The sequence below is a fragment of the Pseudomonas sp. B611 genome (assembly GCF_055407965.1).
In genome coordinates, this window is the sequence record NZ_JBUZST010000028.1 from 20,509 (window position 1) to 35,532 (window position 15,024).

The 15,024-nt window shown below is 62.2% G+C and carries 13 protein-coding genes; 11 read left to right on the forward strand and 2 right to left on the reverse strand.

Annotated elements, in window-relative coordinates; all coding sequences use genetic code 11:
* The first annotated feature begins 11 nt into the window (after nucleotides 1–11).
* The 6 genes from ACZRMO_RS28945 to ACZRMO_RS28970 all read left to right on the forward strand — a co-directional run bounded on the left by ACZRMO_RS28945 (nucleotide 12) and on the right by ACZRMO_RS28970 (nucleotide 7,264).
* Nucleotides 12–1,070, forward strand: coding sequence for an HlyD family secretion protein (locus ACZRMO_RS28945; RefSeq protein ID WP_463975120.1), 1,059 nt, complete (start codon nucleotides 12–14; stop codon nucleotides 1,068–1,070).
* Complete coding sequence (locus tag ACZRMO_RS28950) at nucleotides 1,067–2,512, forward strand: efflux transporter outer membrane subunit (RefSeq protein WP_463975121.1); 1,446 nt, start codon at nucleotides 1,067–1,069, stop codon at nucleotides 2,510–2,512. Before ACZRMO_RS28945 ends, ACZRMO_RS28950 begins: the two co-directional genes overlap by 4 nt.
* Before the next feature lie 74 nt (nucleotides 2,513–2,586).
* Nucleotides 2,587–3,096 (forward strand): sigma-70 family RNA polymerase sigma factor, encoded by a 510-nt coding sequence (locus ACZRMO_RS28955; RefSeq protein WP_124526287.1) that lies wholly within the window; start codon nucleotides 2,587–2,589, stop codon nucleotides 3,094–3,096.
* Nucleotides 3,093–4,043 (forward strand): FecR domain-containing protein, encoded by a 951-nt coding sequence (locus ACZRMO_RS28960; RefSeq protein ID WP_463975122.1) that lies wholly within the window; start codon nucleotides 3,093–3,095, stop codon nucleotides 4,041–4,043. Before ACZRMO_RS28955 ends, ACZRMO_RS28960 begins: the two co-directional genes overlap by 4 nt.
* Before the next feature lie 95 nt (nucleotides 4,044–4,138).
* Nucleotides 4,139–6,589 (forward strand): TonB-dependent siderophore receptor, encoded by a 2,451-nt coding sequence (locus tag ACZRMO_RS28965; protein WP_463975123.1) that lies wholly within the window; start codon nucleotides 4,139–4,141, stop codon nucleotides 6,587–6,589.
* Between the two features lie 96 nt (nucleotides 6,590–6,685).
* On the forward strand, nucleotides 6,686–7,264 hold the full coding sequence (locus ACZRMO_RS28970) for a hypothetical protein (RefSeq protein WP_463975124.1): 579 nt from the start codon (nucleotides 6,686–6,688) through the stop codon (nucleotides 7,262–7,264).
* A gap of 48 nt (nucleotides 7,265–7,312) precedes the next feature.
* Here the strand turns inward: ACZRMO_RS28970 and ACZRMO_RS28975 are convergent, their stop codons facing one another.
* Both ACZRMO_RS28975 and ACZRMO_RS28980 read right to left on the reverse strand, forming a co-directional pair.
* Complete coding sequence (locus ACZRMO_RS28975; RefSeq protein WP_463975125.1) at nucleotides 7,313–8,017, reverse strand: DUF3142 domain-containing protein; 705 nt, start codon at nucleotides 8,015–8,017, stop codon at nucleotides 7,313–7,315.
* Complete coding sequence (locus tag ACZRMO_RS28980) at nucleotides 8,014–10,179, reverse strand: PA5441 family protein (protein WP_463975126.1); 2,166 nt, start codon at nucleotides 10,177–10,179, stop codon at nucleotides 8,014–8,016. Before ACZRMO_RS28980 ends, ACZRMO_RS28975 begins: the two co-directional genes overlap by 4 nt.
* A 164-nt stretch (nucleotides 10,180–10,343) precedes the next feature.
* Here ACZRMO_RS28980 and ACZRMO_RS28985 point away from each other — a divergent pair, with 164 nt between their 5' ends.
* The 5 genes from ACZRMO_RS28985 to ACZRMO_RS29005 all read left to right on the forward strand — a co-directional run bounded on the left by ACZRMO_RS28985 (nucleotide 10,344) and on the right by ACZRMO_RS29005 (nucleotide 14,982).
* Nucleotides 10,344–11,948: a glycosyltransferase family 39 protein gene (locus tag ACZRMO_RS28985; RefSeq protein ID WP_463975127.1), complete on the forward strand. Its 1,605-nt coding sequence runs from the start codon at nucleotides 10,344–10,346 to the stop codon at nucleotides 11,946–11,948.
* Between the two features lie 34 nt (nucleotides 11,949–11,982).
* Nucleotides 11,983–12,228 (forward strand): DUF2789 domain-containing protein, encoded by a 246-nt coding sequence (locus ACZRMO_RS28990; protein WP_124526280.1) that lies wholly within the window; start codon nucleotides 11,983–11,985, stop codon nucleotides 12,226–12,228.
* A gap of 101 nt (nucleotides 12,229–12,329) precedes the next feature.
* Entirely contained in the window at nucleotides 12,330–13,823 is a 1,494-nt protein-coding gene (locus ACZRMO_RS28995) for a Fic family protein (protein ID WP_463975128.1), read from the forward strand.
* Between the two features lie 74 nt (nucleotides 13,824–13,897).
* Entirely contained in the window at nucleotides 13,898–14,551 is a 654-nt protein-coding gene (locus ACZRMO_RS29000) for a hypothetical protein (RefSeq protein ID WP_463975129.1), read from the forward strand.
* Nucleotides 14,548–14,982, forward strand: a complete 435-nt coding sequence (locus ACZRMO_RS29005) for a hypothetical protein (protein ID WP_463975130.1) — start codon at nucleotides 14,548–14,550, stop codon at nucleotides 14,980–14,982. The genes ACZRMO_RS29000 and ACZRMO_RS29005 overlap by 4 nt, the downstream gene beginning before the upstream one ends.
* Nucleotides 14,983–15,024: the final 42 nt, after the last annotated feature.

Here is a 15,024-nt window from a genome sequence, read left to right on the forward strand (position 1 = left end):
AAGGACTGTTCATGAAACGCAAAGACAAAATTGCCGTCACCGTTATCGCCGTATTTGCCGTCGGCATGCTGGTGTACCTGGTTGCACCGGGCGTGCTCGGCAGCAAGCGCCAGACCACCAACGACGCCTTCGTCGCCGCCGACTTCACCCTGGTGGCGCCGCGTGTGGCCGGTTTTATCAAGGAAGTGCTGGTCGAGGACAACCAGCGCGTCAAGGCCGGGCAACTGCTGGCGCTGATCGACGACCGCGACTTTCGTGCCGCCGCCCAAGCCGCCGACGCCGATACCCTGGTCGCTCGCGCCCAACTGAAAAACGCCAGCGCCACCCTGGAGCGCCAAAGCTCGGTGATCGCCCAGGCCCAGGCCACCGTCGCCGCCGACCGCGCCGAAATGGCCTTCGCCGAACACGAACTGAACCGCTACAACCACCTCGCCGGTGTCGGCGCGGGCACTGTGCAGAACGCCCAGCAGGCCAAGACCCGCATCGACCAGGCCACCGCGCGCCTGGCCAACGCCACGGCGGTGCTCGCGGCCGAACGCAAGCAAGTGGAAATCCTCAGCGCCCAGCGCGATGCCGCCGAAGGCGGGCTCAAACGCGCCCAGGCCGCGCTGGAAATGGCCAGCTACCAACTGTCGTACACGCGCATCGTCGCGCCGGTGGACGGCATGGTTGGCGAGCGCGCGGTGCGCGTCGGCGCCTATGTGACGCCGGGCAGCAAGATCCTCGCCGTGGTGCCGTTGGCCGAGGCCTACGTGGTGGCCAATTTTCAGGAGACCCAGCTCTCCCATATGCACGCCGGCCAAACCGTGCAGGTGCGCGTCGATAGCCTCGACGGCGAGCTGCTCAATGGCCATCTGGAAAGCCTCGCGCCGGCGACGGGGGTGACGTTCGCGTCGGTCAAGCCAGACAACGCCACCGGCAACTTCACCAAGGTGGTGCAACGCATTCCGGTGAAGATCGTGCTGGAGCCGGGCCAGGCGCTGACTGAGCGCCTGCGCGTGGGCATGTCGGTGGAAGCCAGCGTCGATACGCAACCGGTGGCGCAGCAGCGTGAGGTGGCCCAGCAATGAAACGAGTCGCCTGGCTCACCTTGAGCCTTATCAGCCTGAGCGCCTGCACCGTCGGCCCGGATTTCCACAAACCGCAAAGCGCAGCAGTGACGCAATGGAGCGAACCCCAAGGCCGCCAAGCCGCCAGCCGCGCCGTCAGCGACCCGCTGCAAGAGCGTTGGTGGGACGTGTTCCACGACGCGCAACTCTCGGCCCTGACCCGCCGCGCGCTCACCGACAACCTCGACCTGAAACTCGCCAGCAGCCGCCTGCAACAAAGCCGTGCGGTGCGCCAGGTAACCACCGCCGAGCGTTACCCCAACGTCGATGCGACAGGCGCTTACCAGCGCAAGCGCAACAGCGGTAAAGGCTTGAGCGACCCGTCCGGCGAGAACGGTCGCGCCGCGTTCAACCAGTGGGATGCGGGCTTCTCGGCATCCTGGGAGCTGGATTTCTGGGGCCGCGTCAAACGCGAAACCGAAGCCGCCGATGCCACCTTGCAAGTCGCCGAAAACGACCGTCGCGCGGTGCTGCTCGCGGTACTCGCTGAAACCGCCCAGGACTACATCCAGCTGCGCGGCGTGCAAAACACCCGCGCCGTCACCGAGCAAAACCTCGACGTGGCGCGCCACAGCCTCAAGCTCTCGCAACTGCGCCTGGCCGACGGCGTGGCGACCGACCTGGACGTGGCCGAAGCCGCCGCCCAAGTCGCGACCATCGAAGCGCGCCTGCCGGATTTGCAGCAGCGCCAGGACCAGTTGATCAACGCCCTGAGCCTGCTGATGGGCGAGCCGCCGCAAGCGCTGCACGCGCAACTGTCCAAAGACGCCGCCGTGCCGCAAACCCAGCGCCAGGTCGCCATTGGCCTGCCGTCGGAGCTGGCCGAACGGCGCCCGGATATCCGTCAGGCCGAAGCGCGCTTGCACGCGGCCACCGCGAATATCGGCGTGGCCAAAGGCGATTTCTACCCGCGCATCACTTTGTCCGGCAGCCTGGGTTCCCAGGCCATGCAATTGACGGATTTCGGCTCGTGGGGCTCACGCGCTTTTGCCTTCGGCCCGCAGTTCAGCCTGCCGCTGTTCAATGGCGGGCGTCTGGAAGGCATGCTGAACCTGCGCGAAGCCCAGCAACAGGAAGCGGCGCTGGCGTACCAGCAGACCGTGCTGCGCGCCTGGCATGAGATCGACGACCAACTGACCCGCTACAACGCCAGCCAACTGCGCCGCGACAGCCTGGCCGAAGCGGTGCGTCAGAACCAGATCGCCCTGGTCACGGCACAACATCAGTACGTCGAAGGCGTGGTGGATTTCGTCAACGTCCTCACCGTGCAAGGCGCGCTGCTGGCCACGCAAGAGCAATGGGTGGAAAGCTCCACCGGCGTGTCCCTGGCCATGGTTGGCCTGTACAAAGCGTTGGGCGGTGGCTGGGAATCGGTGTATCCGCTGCACACCGCCGGGCGTTAAGTACAAAGAGTTTTTGTCAGTCGCGAAATAAACTGTAATGATAATTGCTCTCAATAGTGTATCTGAGCTTTTTCATGGACAGCGCGACTGACGGCCAGCAACAGCTTCACCTCCTGTACCGCGACCATCACGGTTGGCTGCAAGGCTGGCTGCGCAAACGCCTGGGCGACCGTGAGCACGCCGCCGATGTGGCCCAGGACACCTTCCTGCGCCTGCTGGTGTCGGGGCGCTTTCCCGGTGACAAGGAAAGCCGCAGCTACCTGGTGCAGATCGCCCGCAACCTGGTGATCGACCAATGGCGGCGCCTGCGCATCGAGCGCGCGTACCTGGACAGCATCGCGCACCTGCCGGAGCCGGAGTCACCGTCCCTGGAAACCCGCGCGCTGATCCTCGAAACCCTGATGCAGATCGACGCCATGCTCGACCGCATGCCCGACAACGTGCGCCGTGCCTTCCTGCTGTCGCAGTTCGAAGGCCTGAGCTACGCGCAGATTGCCGAGCGCCTGGGGGTGAGCCTCAGCTCGGTGCAGAAGTACATGACCCGCGCCATCGTCGCCTGCTACCAAGTGGCCTACGCCGAATGAGACACGACGCGCCCATCGCCCCGGCCGTTGTCGAGCAAGCCAGCGAATGGCTGATGCTGCAATGGGGCGGCGACCTGCACGGTGAGCAACGCCAGGCGTTTGCCCAGTGGCAGGCCGCCGACCCGGAGCACCGCCGCGCCTGGCAACGCTTGCAGCACTTGCAACAAACCCTCGGCGGCGTGCCCGCCGACAGCGCCCGCGCGGTGTTGCGCGACACCCCGGACCCCCAGCGCCGCGCTGCCCTCAAGCTGCTCGGCCTGTTGTTGCTGGCCGGCGGCAGCGGTTACCTGGTGCAGCGCAGCGAACCCTGGCAAGCGGCGTTCGCCGAGCATCGCACCGCCACCGGTGAAATCCGCCATGTCACCCTCAGCGACGGCACGCGCCTGGACCTCAACAGCGACAGCGCAGTGGACCTGCGTTTCAGCGCCACCGAGCGGCGCATCCGCCTGATCCGTGGCGAGGTCTTGCTGACCAGCGGCCACGATCCGGTGCGCCCGTTGATCGTCGAAACCCCGGCCGGTGATGTGCAGGCGCTGGGCACCCGTTTTGCCGTGCGCGAAATGGCCGACGGCAGCCGCGTCGATCTGTACGAAGGCCGCTTGCGCATAACCCCGTTGCACGGCGCGGCGGTGCAGATGAAGGCCGGCGACAGCCTGTGGTTCAACCCCCGGCAAAGCTCGGCGCTGATGGCGGTGGACGCCAACCGCAGCAGTTGGACCGAGCACCGCCTGATCGCCGAACGCCAGCCGTTGGGTGAGTTCGTCGCGCAACTGAGCCGCTATCGTCCCGGGTTGCTGCGCTGTGATCAGGCGGTGGCCGGGTTGTTGTTGACCGGCGTGTTTCCGCTGGACGACACCGATGCCATCCTCGCCGCGCTGGAGCGCTCGTTGCCGGTGCAGGTGCAGGCGGTCACGCGCTACTGGGTGACGATCAAGGCGCGGGTCTGAAAAAAAATTTTTGCAAAGCACTTGTCGGTTTCTGCGGCCCGCTCGGGATACCTCTTGAAAGCCAATCAAGAAGCGATTTCACGGGGAGTCCTGCAATGCCGCACCACCAGATCAAACCCTTGGCCCGCGCCCTGCGCCGTGGCGTGTTTGTCGGCCTGCTGGCGACGGTGCCCTTGGCGCCGAGCCTGGTGCAAGCCGCCGAAAGCGCCGAAACGCAACGCGCCTATAACATCCCGGCGGGCAACCTCGACCAGGCATTGAACCGCTTCGCCAGCGCCTCGGGGATTTTGCTCTCGGTGGACGCTTCGCTCACCGAGGGCAAGCGCAGCGCCGGCCTGCAAGGGCGTTACGCGGTGGGCGCCGGGTTGGAGCGGTTGCTGGCCGGCAGTGGGTTGGTGGCGGTGCAGGCCCAGGGCGGTTGGTCATTGCAGGCGATTTCCGGCAGCGGCCCGTTGCAATTGGGCGCCACCCAGATCAGCGGCGAGCAGGCCCAGGAAAGCGCTTGGGGCCCGGTGGACGGTATCGTCGCCACACGCAGCGCCTCGGGGAGCAAGACCGACTCGGCGCTGGTGGAAATCCCCCAGACCATCAACGTGATCAGCGCCGCCGAGATCAAGGCGCGCGGTGCGCAGAGTGTCACCCAGGCGTTGCTCTACACGCCGGGCATGGCGGCGGGCGGCTTTGCCGACCGGGTCAAATTGTTTGACGAACCGACCTCGCGCGGCTTCTCGCCGACGCCGCTGTACCTTGATGGTTTGCACCTGCCCTACGGCGGCGGCAGCACCGGTGGCGCGTTGCAGATCGAGCCGTATTCCCTGGAGCGTATCGAAGTGCTCAAGGGCCCGGCCTCGGTGTTGTACGGGCAGAACCAGCCGGGCGGCATCGTCAATATGGTCAGCAAGCGCCCCAGCGAAACCCCGGTGCACCAAGTGGTGCTGGAAGCCGGCACTTACGAGCACAAAAGCGCGGCCATCGACCTCGGCGGCCCACTGGATGAACAAGGGCAGTTTCTCTATCGCCTGACGGGCTTGTTCAGCGACGGCCAGGACGAAATCAACTACGTCGAAAACAAACGCCAGTTCATCGCCCCCAGCCTCACCTGGCGGCCCAACGACGACACCAGCGTGACCCTGTTCGCCCAGTACCAGAAAGACAAAGGTGTGCCCGAGGCCCAAGGCCTGCCGGCGTCCGGCACGTTGTGGGCCAACCCCAACGGCAAGATCAAGCGCGACCTGTTTATCGGCGAGCCCGGCGTCAACCAGTACAACCGCGAGCAGTACGTGCTGGGCTACGAGGTTTCCCATCGCCTCAACGACACCTGGACCCTCAAGCAAAACGCCCGCTACGCCGAGGTTGACGACCGCTATACCGCGCCGTTGCACGGCTACGCTTTCATCGCCAACCCGGCCACCGGTGTGCAGGACCAACGCTACCTGCAACGCTACGCGGTGGACTGGGCGCAGAACAACAAAGTGTTTGGCGTCGACAGCATCGCCCAGGCTGAATTCGACACCGGCGCGCTGGCCCATACGATGATTTTCGGCCTGGATTACTACCATTCCGGCTCGCTGTTCCACGGCCTGTACGACCGTACTGCGCCGGCGATCGACCTGTTCAAGCCGGTCTACGGCCAACGCATCGACTACCGCCAGCCGTACCGCTGGGACCGCACCCTGAGCCAGACCGGCCTGTATGTGCAGGACCAGATCAAGTGGGACAAATGGGCGCTGGTGCTCGGCGGCCGTTATGACTGGGCCAGCGTGGTCAACAAGGAGCCGATGCAGGGCACCCGCTTCGCCAGCAAGGACGAAGCCTTCACTGGCCGCGCGGGCTTGGTGTACCTGTTCGATAACGGCCTGGCGCCGTTTGTCAGCTACTCCGAATCCTTCCTGCCGCTGACCGGCACCGATGCCGATCGCAAGCCGTTCGATCCGTCTACCGGCAAGCAATATGAAGTCGGCGTGAAGTACCAGCCGCCGGGCCAGAAGAGCTTCGTGCAAGCGTCGGTCTACCAACTCGACCAGGAAAACGTGATCACCACCAACCCCAACGACACCTTTAGCACCCAGAGCGGCGCCATGCGCTCTCGGGGCGTGGAGCTGGAAGCCAAGGCTGTCCTCAGCGACGCCTGGGACATCATCGCCTCGGCCGCGCGCAACGACATCAAGTACACCAAGGACGAAGAGGGCCGCCAAGGTCGTCACCCGGCTGGTATCTCGCCGCTCACCGCCTCGATGTGGGTCAACTACACCGTGGTCGGCGACACCCCGCTGGCCGGCCTCGGCGCAGGACTGGGCGTGCGTTACGCACGGCAAAGCCTAGGCGACTACTACGAAGGCGCGTTCAACGTGCCGTCGTACAGTGTCTACGATGCCAGCCTGAGCTACGACCTGAGCCGTTCGCCGCTGAAACTCAAGGGCGTGAAACTGGCGTTGAACGTGCAGAACCTCACCAACAAAACCTACGTGTCGCAGTGCACCAGTGATCTGGATTGCTACTACGGCGAAGGGCGTACGGCGGTGTCGAGTTTGACGTACGACTGGTAAGTAATCCTTCGTAGGAGCGTTCTTGATTTTGTGGGCACAGAAGGCATTGCCGGTTTTGGGCATTAGCCTTCAGGCCCCAATCAAGGACGTGATTCAATGTTTATCGATAATCCCTACGCCCCCCCGCGTGCCAATCTACGTCATCCGGCTGTGCCTCAGCCCACGTTTTTTGTGGTTTCACCGCGCAAATTGGTGCTCATGGTTGTGTTGTCCCAAGGTCTGTACCTCGTTTATTGGAGCTACAAGCATTGGGCCAATTACCGCCAGGCAAGTGGTGCTCGAATTTGGCCATGGGCGCGTGGTCTGTTTGCGGTGTTTTTCTACTATTCACTGGCGATGAAAGTCAGGCAAAAACTTGCGTTGACTGACGCGCGCCACCGCTGGTGGCCTAGGTGCCTGGCCCTCGCGCTGACGGCGAGCGCGCTGCTACCGCAGGCAATCACTTGGCTGGTTGAACCCATGACGGCGATGAAGCTCAGCTTCTGCCTGTTGATCCTCGACGCCGCCTTGGCGGTTCAGATCCAGCACGCGGTCAATCTCACCGAGGATGACGCCGACGGTGATGCAAACGGCCGACTTACCTGGGCGAATGGGCTCTGGATACTCATCGGAATGGGAGTGTTTGGCTTGACCTTTGCCTGGACGCTGCAACCGCCTGAGTGGTATCACCCCTAGCGTGACGCTCCACGCCAGTGTTTGTAGGCACTGGCGTTCGCTAAGCCTTCAACGATTCTGCAAAAACACCACATACCCCCGAAACCACTCACTCCCCTTCAAATACTCCGGCTCCTCCCACACCCCACCCTGAATCAGTCCCACCTTGAACGGCAGCCCCATGCGATTCATCCTGGGCAAATACGCCGCGTAATCCGCAATGCTGTGGCGCCCTTGATAGGTCTGCACCACCACTTCATCCACCACGCCTTTGAGTTGGGCGATAGCAGCCGGGTCGGCGTTGCTGCTCCAGTCCATCAGGCCGGTGATACTCAGGCGCAAATCGGCCGGCAGGCGTTGGCGCAGGTCGCGCAGGAAATCGGCGTATTCGTGCAGGTATTGGGTACGGGCGTCGAAGTCGATCTGGATGCCGACCACGGGGTTGCCGGCGTCGCGCCAGCGTTGCACTTGGCCCAGCACTTGGCTGTAGACCGGTTCGGGCCAGTGCAGGGTGTGGGCGCGGTAGACCACCCAGATGTCGCCGTGAGTCAGGCGCGGTATGCCGATGCCCTGGGCGATGAGCTGCACGCCGCGTTGGGGCGCGCGGCGGGTGGAGTTGATCTGGCCCTGGAGGATGTACAGGGTGTTGGCCTGTTTGAGGACTGGCTGGGGCGCGACGCCGCTCCACAGCCAGAAGGCGTCGTAGTCGCGGGCGTCCACCGCGCCGAACACCGGGCTTGCGAGGAGCAGCAAGCCGAGCCACAGGTGTTTCACCAGTAGTACTGCGCCGATTTGCCCCACTGGGTGTCGGCGAAACCGCTCTTGAGCTGGCGGAACCAGGCTTTGCGCACCGCCGGCGTCACGTCCTGGCCGCCGCAGCTGTTATAGCCGGCCGGTGCGTAGCAGTTGATCGCCCGAAACAGCGCATAGGCCTTGTCGTTCTTCGGCGCCTTGGCGTCGCCGATCACCTGTTTGTAGCCGTCCAGGCGCGAGAAGGTTTCGCCCTTGAAGTCCGACGCGCTGCTGCCCAGGCTGCCGGCGGCGCGGGCCTGTTCCAGTGGCATGCCGTCGAGGTTGTTGCGCAGGATGAACTCACCGAGGCAGTTCAAGCCCTGTGGGTTTTTGGCGTCGGCCTGCAAGGTCGCGGCGGTTTGCGCGATGCTGGGGCAGGCGTAGCCGGATTCGGCTTTGTCGCCGTTCCACTGGAACAACCGCAAGGTCTGGCTGGCGCTGTAGACATAGCCCAGGCTGGTGCCGAGCTTGTCCTCGGGGGCCGGCGTCGGCAGTTGCTTGAGGTCTTCGGCGAAGCTGGCGAACTGGCCGCGCAGCAGGTTTTTGTAGAGCAGCACGAATTGTGCGGTCTCGCGTTCCAGCGGGTCGCTGGCCTGGGCGAGTTGTTGGCGCAGCAAGTCAGGCCCGGCAACGTTGCGCAGCAAGATGTAACGCACCTGTTTGGCGCTGATCGGCGAGTCGGCGGCAAACACCTTGGCCAATTGGCCGCTGCGCTCGTAGTGCAGGGCCAGGGCCAGCTCCAACTGGTCGCGTTGCAGCGGTTGTTTGGCCAGCGGCAGCAGTTGCAGCCACAGGGTCTCGGCGGCCTTCCAGTCCTTTTTATCTTCCAGCGCCAGTGCGCGCAGGGTCTGTTGGCTGAAGGCGAAATAATCCAGGCTCGACGGCACATCCTGGGGCAAGTGCTTCAGGGCGCTGTCGGGTTGATGCTCGACGTACAGCGCATACGCCGCGAGCAGGTAGTCGTACAGCGCCGGCTCATTGGCAAACACGGCTTTGCGCTGGGCGAGGTCGTCGCGGGTGAGTGTCGGCGGGGTGTGGGCCCGCATCCGCATCAGGTCGCTGACCAGTTGAATCATCGGCGTGTCGATCGGCCCGCCGGTCACCGACAGCAGCTTCACGTCGGCTTCTTCCACCAGTTCATCCACCGACACATTGCGCTGCGCCTCGGTGGCTTGGGTCAGCCCCCAGGCGTAGGCGTCGGCGAGTTTGACGTTGTCATCTGCCAGCCAATACACGCGACGTAGCAGGCCACGTGCGGAGGCGCTGTAGGCACCCTGTGGATAAGTTTTCAGGTAGTTGCCAAAGCCCTGCTCGGCAGCGGTCAGTGCAGACTTATCCACACGCTCAAGGTTGGGTACACCGTATTCATCGTAGGTGTTGGCCTGGGCCTGGTTCAGCGCGGTGCGGGCGGTCATGTACAGCGCGGTTTCTTTCAGCCATGGCGAATTGGCGCTGGCGAGCGCCGAGAAGCCGCGCTCAGCCTCGGCAAAGCGGCCGCTGTAGAAGTCGGCGGCGGCTTGCAGGTACGTGCGAAACAGTTGGCCGTCGCTGGACTGGATCTGCTGCGGGTCGGCGATGACCGGGCCATCCCAGGTGCAGGCGCCCAGCAGTTGCAGGCGGGATTGCGCCAGAAGCTGGCGCTCGGCCGCTGGCATGTCGGCCTTGACCACTTGGCGGATAAACGCGGTGGCGCTGTCATCGTCGTTGCTGCGGCAGCGGCTGCCTTCGCCGTTGAGGAAGGCTTCGCCGGCGGTTTTGTACTCTTCGCGCTTGATGCCCAGGGGTTCCAGCAGGGTGTCGAGTTCGGCGGTGGGGGAATCGTCGGAGTCGGGTTGCGTTTCGCCGCTGCCGACCGGGGTCAGGCGGTACACCGCAAACGGCACCGGGCCGAAACCCTGGGCCAGGTCATCCTCGTTCAAGGCGTTGGGCGTCAGCGCCACGGTTTTTTTGTCGGCCAGCAACAGGCGCAGGTTGACGCGGCTGTCGTTGCCCGGGCTCAGGAAAGGCAGGTTGTTGCACGTGTCGAGGCTGTCACGCGAGACCCGCCAGTCGGGGTAGCAAGAGTCGTCGGAGCTGGCCAGTGCCGGCAGGGAAGTGCTGGCCAACAGAGCCAGTGCCAGAGGTGACAGAAAACCGATGCGCATGACGTGTCCTTGATCCTGAGTCCTTGGAGGGAGGCAATCATAGCCTGATCTCACAAAAGCTTCGGTGAAGGCCTACGCAAATCACTGATTTATCCGATACCAGCAGCGAGTTGCAGGCTTTTGTCCTAGAGTGGCGGTGTTTGCGCAGTGGCAGGGGAATCGAGGTGCGTCGGTCTGTGGTGGAGCAAAACGAAAAGGTCAGGGCGTTGCCCACCTACAACCGCCTCACGTGGGAGCGCGCCGGCTGGATCAGCCGCCTGTGGTGGGTGCCGATCCTGGCGTTGGCCATGGCCGTGCGGTTTTATCAGCTGACGGCAGCGGCGATCTGGGGCGACGAAGGCTCCAGCCTGCTGCTCAGTGAGTACGCGGTGGGTGACCTGTGGTTTCACGCGGCCCACGATGTGCATCCGCCCCTGTATTTCTTGATCCTGCGCGGCTGGATCGAACTGTTCGGCGACAGCATCGGGTCCATTCGCAGCATGAGTGCGATCCCCGGCGTAGTCGCCGTGGGCCTGGGTATCTGGCTGACGCGGCAACTGTCCACCCGTCGCGCTGCGGTGCTAGCGGGAGTGTTGTTGGCGCTGCTGCCGACGGCGGTGCGCTACAGCCAGGAAGTGCGCATGTATTCGCTGCTCGGCGTGTGGCTGCTGGGCGCGACGTTGGCGCTGGTGTACTGGGTGCGCAACCCCGAGCGCACGCGTTACCTGGCGATGTATGTTGTGTTGATGAGCGCCGGTTTCTATACCCATTACTTCACCGCGTTGTGTGTGCTGGTGCATTGGGCCTACCTGGGCGTGCTGTGGCGTACCCAGCCGCGCGGCGAACGCCTGCTGGCGCGTCCGGCCTGGTGGGTGACCAACGGCGTGATCGTGTTGTTGTACCTGCCCTGGCTGCCGAACCTGCTGGACCTGGTGCAGCACGTCGAACAACTCAAAGTGGGCGGCGACATTGGCTGGGAAGACCCGGTTGGCCTGCTGTCCCTGCCGTCGATGATCTGGCAGTTCGTGTTGCAGGACGAAGGCGTGGGCTTCTGGCCGCCGCTGTTTTGGGCACTGCCGTTGCTGCTGCTGAGCATCGTGGGCATTACTGTCTGGCGCGACCGCGAGCGCTACCGGCCCGCCAGCCTGCTGGCCCTGTTTTTACTGGTGCCGCTGTTGCTGGTGTACGGCGTGTCGTTTGTTTCCCCGGTGTTTATCGAGCGCTACCTCACGGTGTATGCCTTGGGCTTGCCGATCCTCGTGGCCCTGGCCATCGACCGCCTGCCGTCGCGCCTGGCCTGGCTGGGGACGGCGTTGTTCGTGCTGTTTGTCGGGGTGGAACTGGTGGGGCTGAAGAACAACTTCACAGTGGATGAACACGACCAGTTCAACGTGCCCGTGGAATTCGTCAACCGCAATTACCAGGAAGACGACCGCATCGTCCTCAGCGACATGATGTGGTACCTGAGCTACGTGTATTACGACCAGACCGACGCGCAATTGCAGCTCTACACCCCACCAAAACCTGACGGCACGCCCACCCGGCCCAACGCTTATGGCTTCGGCACCTTGGTGGACCAGGACGGCGGGCGTATCTACCTTGACCGTCTATCGGCATTGCCCGCCGAGACCCGCCGCGTGTGGCTGATCAGCAGCAACGAGGCTCCGGACGACTTTGCGCCCTTGCCAGAAGGCTGGCGCGAACTCAGTCGCCAGGACGGCGGCGGTGCGCGGGCGCGTTTGTTTGTGTTGTGCAACGTCGCGTCAGCGCAACCCGAGGGTTGCCGCTAGACTCGGTCTAACTTTCATTGATCAGGGACTCACCATGGAACCGCCTGTGCACGACCTGCCTGCATTGTTCAAACAGCTTGGCCTGCCGGATGACCCGGTGAGCATTGACCAGTTTGTGGCCGTTCATTCGCCGCTCAAACCAGAGCTGGAATTGGCCGATGCGTTTTTCTGGACACCCAGCCAAAGTGCGTTTTTGCGTGAAGAAAAACGCAAGGATGCGGATTGGGCCGAGGTGGTGGATGAGTTGGATGTGTTGTTGCGTAAGGGGCGCGGGGTGTAAAAAAATATCCGACAAAATGCTCTTATGTAAAAAAAAATGGTGAGCGGTAAAAAAATCTGGGCTTTAATCGGTTCACTGAATTTTTTCCTGGGACGCTCACCTTGGCTACCGTCGGATATGCCCATCTCTGTGAGGCACTGGATTTAAAAGTCATCGCACCCAATCGGGTCGCGATGATCAAACCCGTGACCAGAATCACCTTGATCGGCAACTGCCTTGCTGTCCCTCTTGCTGTCGCGCCTGCGCAACACGCCTTGTTTGACCATGTGCTGTTCGCGCTTAAGCATGAAGGCGTCAATCTCGCCGTACTCGCTCAGGTATTTGAAAAGCTTGGCCCAGAGCCGCTTCTGGCTGCGCTGGTAGACTCCCCAAATGGCGCGTTTATCCGAAAAGCCTGTTTTTTATGGGAAGCCTTTACGGGGCAGTCGCTTGATTACGCGGCGCCTGTTCGGGGGGGCGTCGTAGCCTTATTCGATCCTTCCCGGTATGTGACCGGCCCAAGCATCCGCAATAGCCGTTGGCGAATCGACTTCAATGGCCTGGGCTCTTTGCATTACTGCGCGACCGTGGAGCGAACGCCCGAGTTGGATGCGTTGCTGGCGCTTGACGTGTTGCGCCGCGCCAAAGCCTTCATGGCCACCCTGCCACCTGAAATGATGGATCGCGCGACCCAGTGGGCTTACCTCCACGAAACCCGCGACTCGTTCGCCATCGAAAAAGAGCAGCCCAGCGAAGAAAAATCCCGGCGCTTCGTCCAGTTGCTACGCCAGGCCCACGAAGGCCGCTTGCTGACTGAGGACTATCTGGTCGAACTGCAAAACAGCACCGTCTCCAATCCCTTCGACAAAGCCGTCGCATTTCGCCACGAACAAAATCATCTGCACAACGGCTTGCGCGGCGCGGCGGGTGTCAGCTACGTGCCACCGGCGCCTGAGTTGTGTCACGAGCTGATGGAAGAGTTGATGGCCTTTGCCAATCAGCCTGTGCGGGAGGTTGATCCTCTCGTCGCTGCGGCCGTTACCGCGTTTGGTTTTGTATTTTTGCATCCCTTCATGGACGGCAATGGGCGACTGTCGCGCTTCCTGATCCACCAAACGCTGTGCCACTACGGCGCCTTGGAAAACGGCTTGCTGTTGCCGGTTTCCGTGGCGATGAAACACGAAGAGCCAGCCTACCTGGAGGCGCTAAAAGCCTTCTCCCAGCCGACACGAGACTTCTGGAACGTCACCTGGCTGGACGGCGAGCAAATGGCCTTCGACTTCGTCGGCCACCCCTCGATCTACCGCTATTGGGACGCCACCCGCTGCGTCGAATTCACCCTGAAAATGGCCCACCGCGCCCTCGAAGTGGAGTTGCGTGAAGAAACCGAATTTCTCGACCGTTATGACCGCGTGATCAAGGCGGTCAATCAGCGTTTTGACGTGCGTGGCAGTGATTTGTCGAAGCTGGTGATGATGTGCCTGGATAACGAAGGCAAGGTTTCCAGGCACCGCAGAAAGCAGTTTCAGTACAGCGTGGCGGAGGAGGTGTTTGAGTTTATCGAGGCGGAGGCGGGGCGGGCTGTGTGTGAAGTTGGGAAATATCCTATCGACTAAGGGGAAGTGGACGATGGTGGCCAGTGTGAGGAGCCCGCTATTAACAGGCGCTGACTTCCCTTTCTGGACACATCATGAAGCGTCTGATCCCACGTGCCGACATTGAAAAATATGACCTCACCAAAATCGAAAGTCCTTATTTTTCCAGGATAGAAGTGAGGGCGTTCTTTCGTGCCCCCTATACGTTGCCTGGACTGTGCGAGCTGCTGAGGGAGTGCAATATTTCTCCAGTGTGCGGTGTCGCAGAAAAAGATCAGCGGCGCGTTCTGGAAAAATTGGCAGAGGGTGATTGGTTGTTTGTGATGGATCGCCCTTTTCTCTCATTAAGCCGAGAGTGTCGCGTCAAGTACGGCCATCTTATGGGCCGCCGACTCTATGTCGGGCCAGGCAAATGGGAGACGGTCAGCATCGATTTTGACGGCGTGAAAAACACTGCGATTCTTGCCGCCAATCGGCTGGTTTCCGCGGGCGATGAGGGACGGTTGTTTTTATCGGATGGGAAGGACTTTGCGAACACCACCAGGGTCATGACCCAACGATGGGTAAGGCTTGATGGTCGCAACGAGCAACTTATCCAACGGTCTGTCGAACGTCGGTATGGGGAGTTGCGGCATATAAAACAGCGTTATCTGGAGGGTGATGACAACTGGCAGGTGGGCGGTAAGTCGTGGCACTGGCAGCCCGTGACGCCAGATGTGGCCTACGAATACAAGGATGCAGGGCAATGACACGCAAGCAGGTCTTTTGGTTTTGGGGGGCTATGGATGCCTTTTTTCTAGCCAGATATGCCGTGAACAGTGCGTTGGGGGGAAGGGTCCCCTTTTTAAGCGATATTGAGAGTGCTTTATGGCTGCTGCGTGAACATAGTGTTGTGCAGCTTTACCTATTCGGCCTCGCCATGTTGTTGCAAGTTTCCATGGTGATTTCTTGCCTGTTGTTCTTTTTCGGTCGTGAAACGGTGAAGTGGGTTGTCTATGTTCAAACCCCTTTGCGACTGGCTTTTATAGTCCCTTCTGTTTCGTTATTGCTGGTGGGTGCCCAGTTCGTTCTCAACTACAACCCGGTGTTGCTGGTCGCTTTGGTGATTACCTCCGAGGCACTGAAGGTCTGGAGCGTGCGGCGCTGGAGCAAAACCGGCCAGCCTGAGCCACAATCCTGACAGCCAGTACTGATCCAAAATGTGGGAGGAGACGTGCTCCCT

What these genes read in the sequence shown, in the direction of transcription:
- ACZRMO_RS28970 (WP_463975124.1), top strand. Translation starts at nt 6,686, where the DNA reads ATGTTTATCGATAATCCCTACGCCCCCCCGCGTGCCAATCTACGTCAT.
- ACZRMO_RS28965 (WP_463975123.1), top strand. Translation starts at nt 4,139, where the DNA reads ATGCCGCACCACCAGATCAAACCCTTGGCCCGCGCCCTGCGCCGTGGC.
- ACZRMO_RS28990 (WP_124526280.1), top strand. Translation starts at nt 11,983, where the DNA reads ATGGAACCGCCTGTGCACGACCTGCCTGCATTGTTCAAACAGCTTGGC.
- ACZRMO_RS28945 (WP_463975120.1), top strand. Translation starts at nt 12, where the DNA reads ATGAAACGCAAAGACAAAATTGCCGTCACCGTTATCGCCGTATTTGCC.
- ACZRMO_RS28955 (WP_124526287.1), top strand. Translation starts at nt 2,587, where the DNA reads ATGGACAGCGCGACTGACGGCCAGCAACAGCTTCACCTCCTGTACCGC.
- ACZRMO_RS28960 (WP_463975122.1), top strand. Translation starts at nt 3,093, where the DNA reads ATGAGACACGACGCGCCCATCGCCCCGGCCGTTGTCGAGCAAGCCAGC.
- ACZRMO_RS28950 (WP_463975121.1), top strand. Translation starts at nt 1,067, where the DNA reads ATGAAACGAGTCGCCTGGCTCACCTTGAGCCTTATCAGCCTGAGCGCC.
- ACZRMO_RS29005 (WP_463975130.1), top strand. Translation starts at nt 14,548, where the DNA reads ATGACACGCAAGCAGGTCTTTTGGTTTTGGGGGGCTATGGATGCCTTT.
- ACZRMO_RS28980 (WP_463975126.1), bottom strand. Translation starts at nt 10,179, where the DNA reads ATGCGCATCGGTTTTCTGTCACCTCTGGCACTGGCTCTGTTGGCCAGC.
- ACZRMO_RS29000 (WP_463975129.1), top strand. Translation starts at nt 13,898, where the DNA reads ATGAAGCGTCTGATCCCACGTGCCGACATTGAAAAATATGACCTCACC.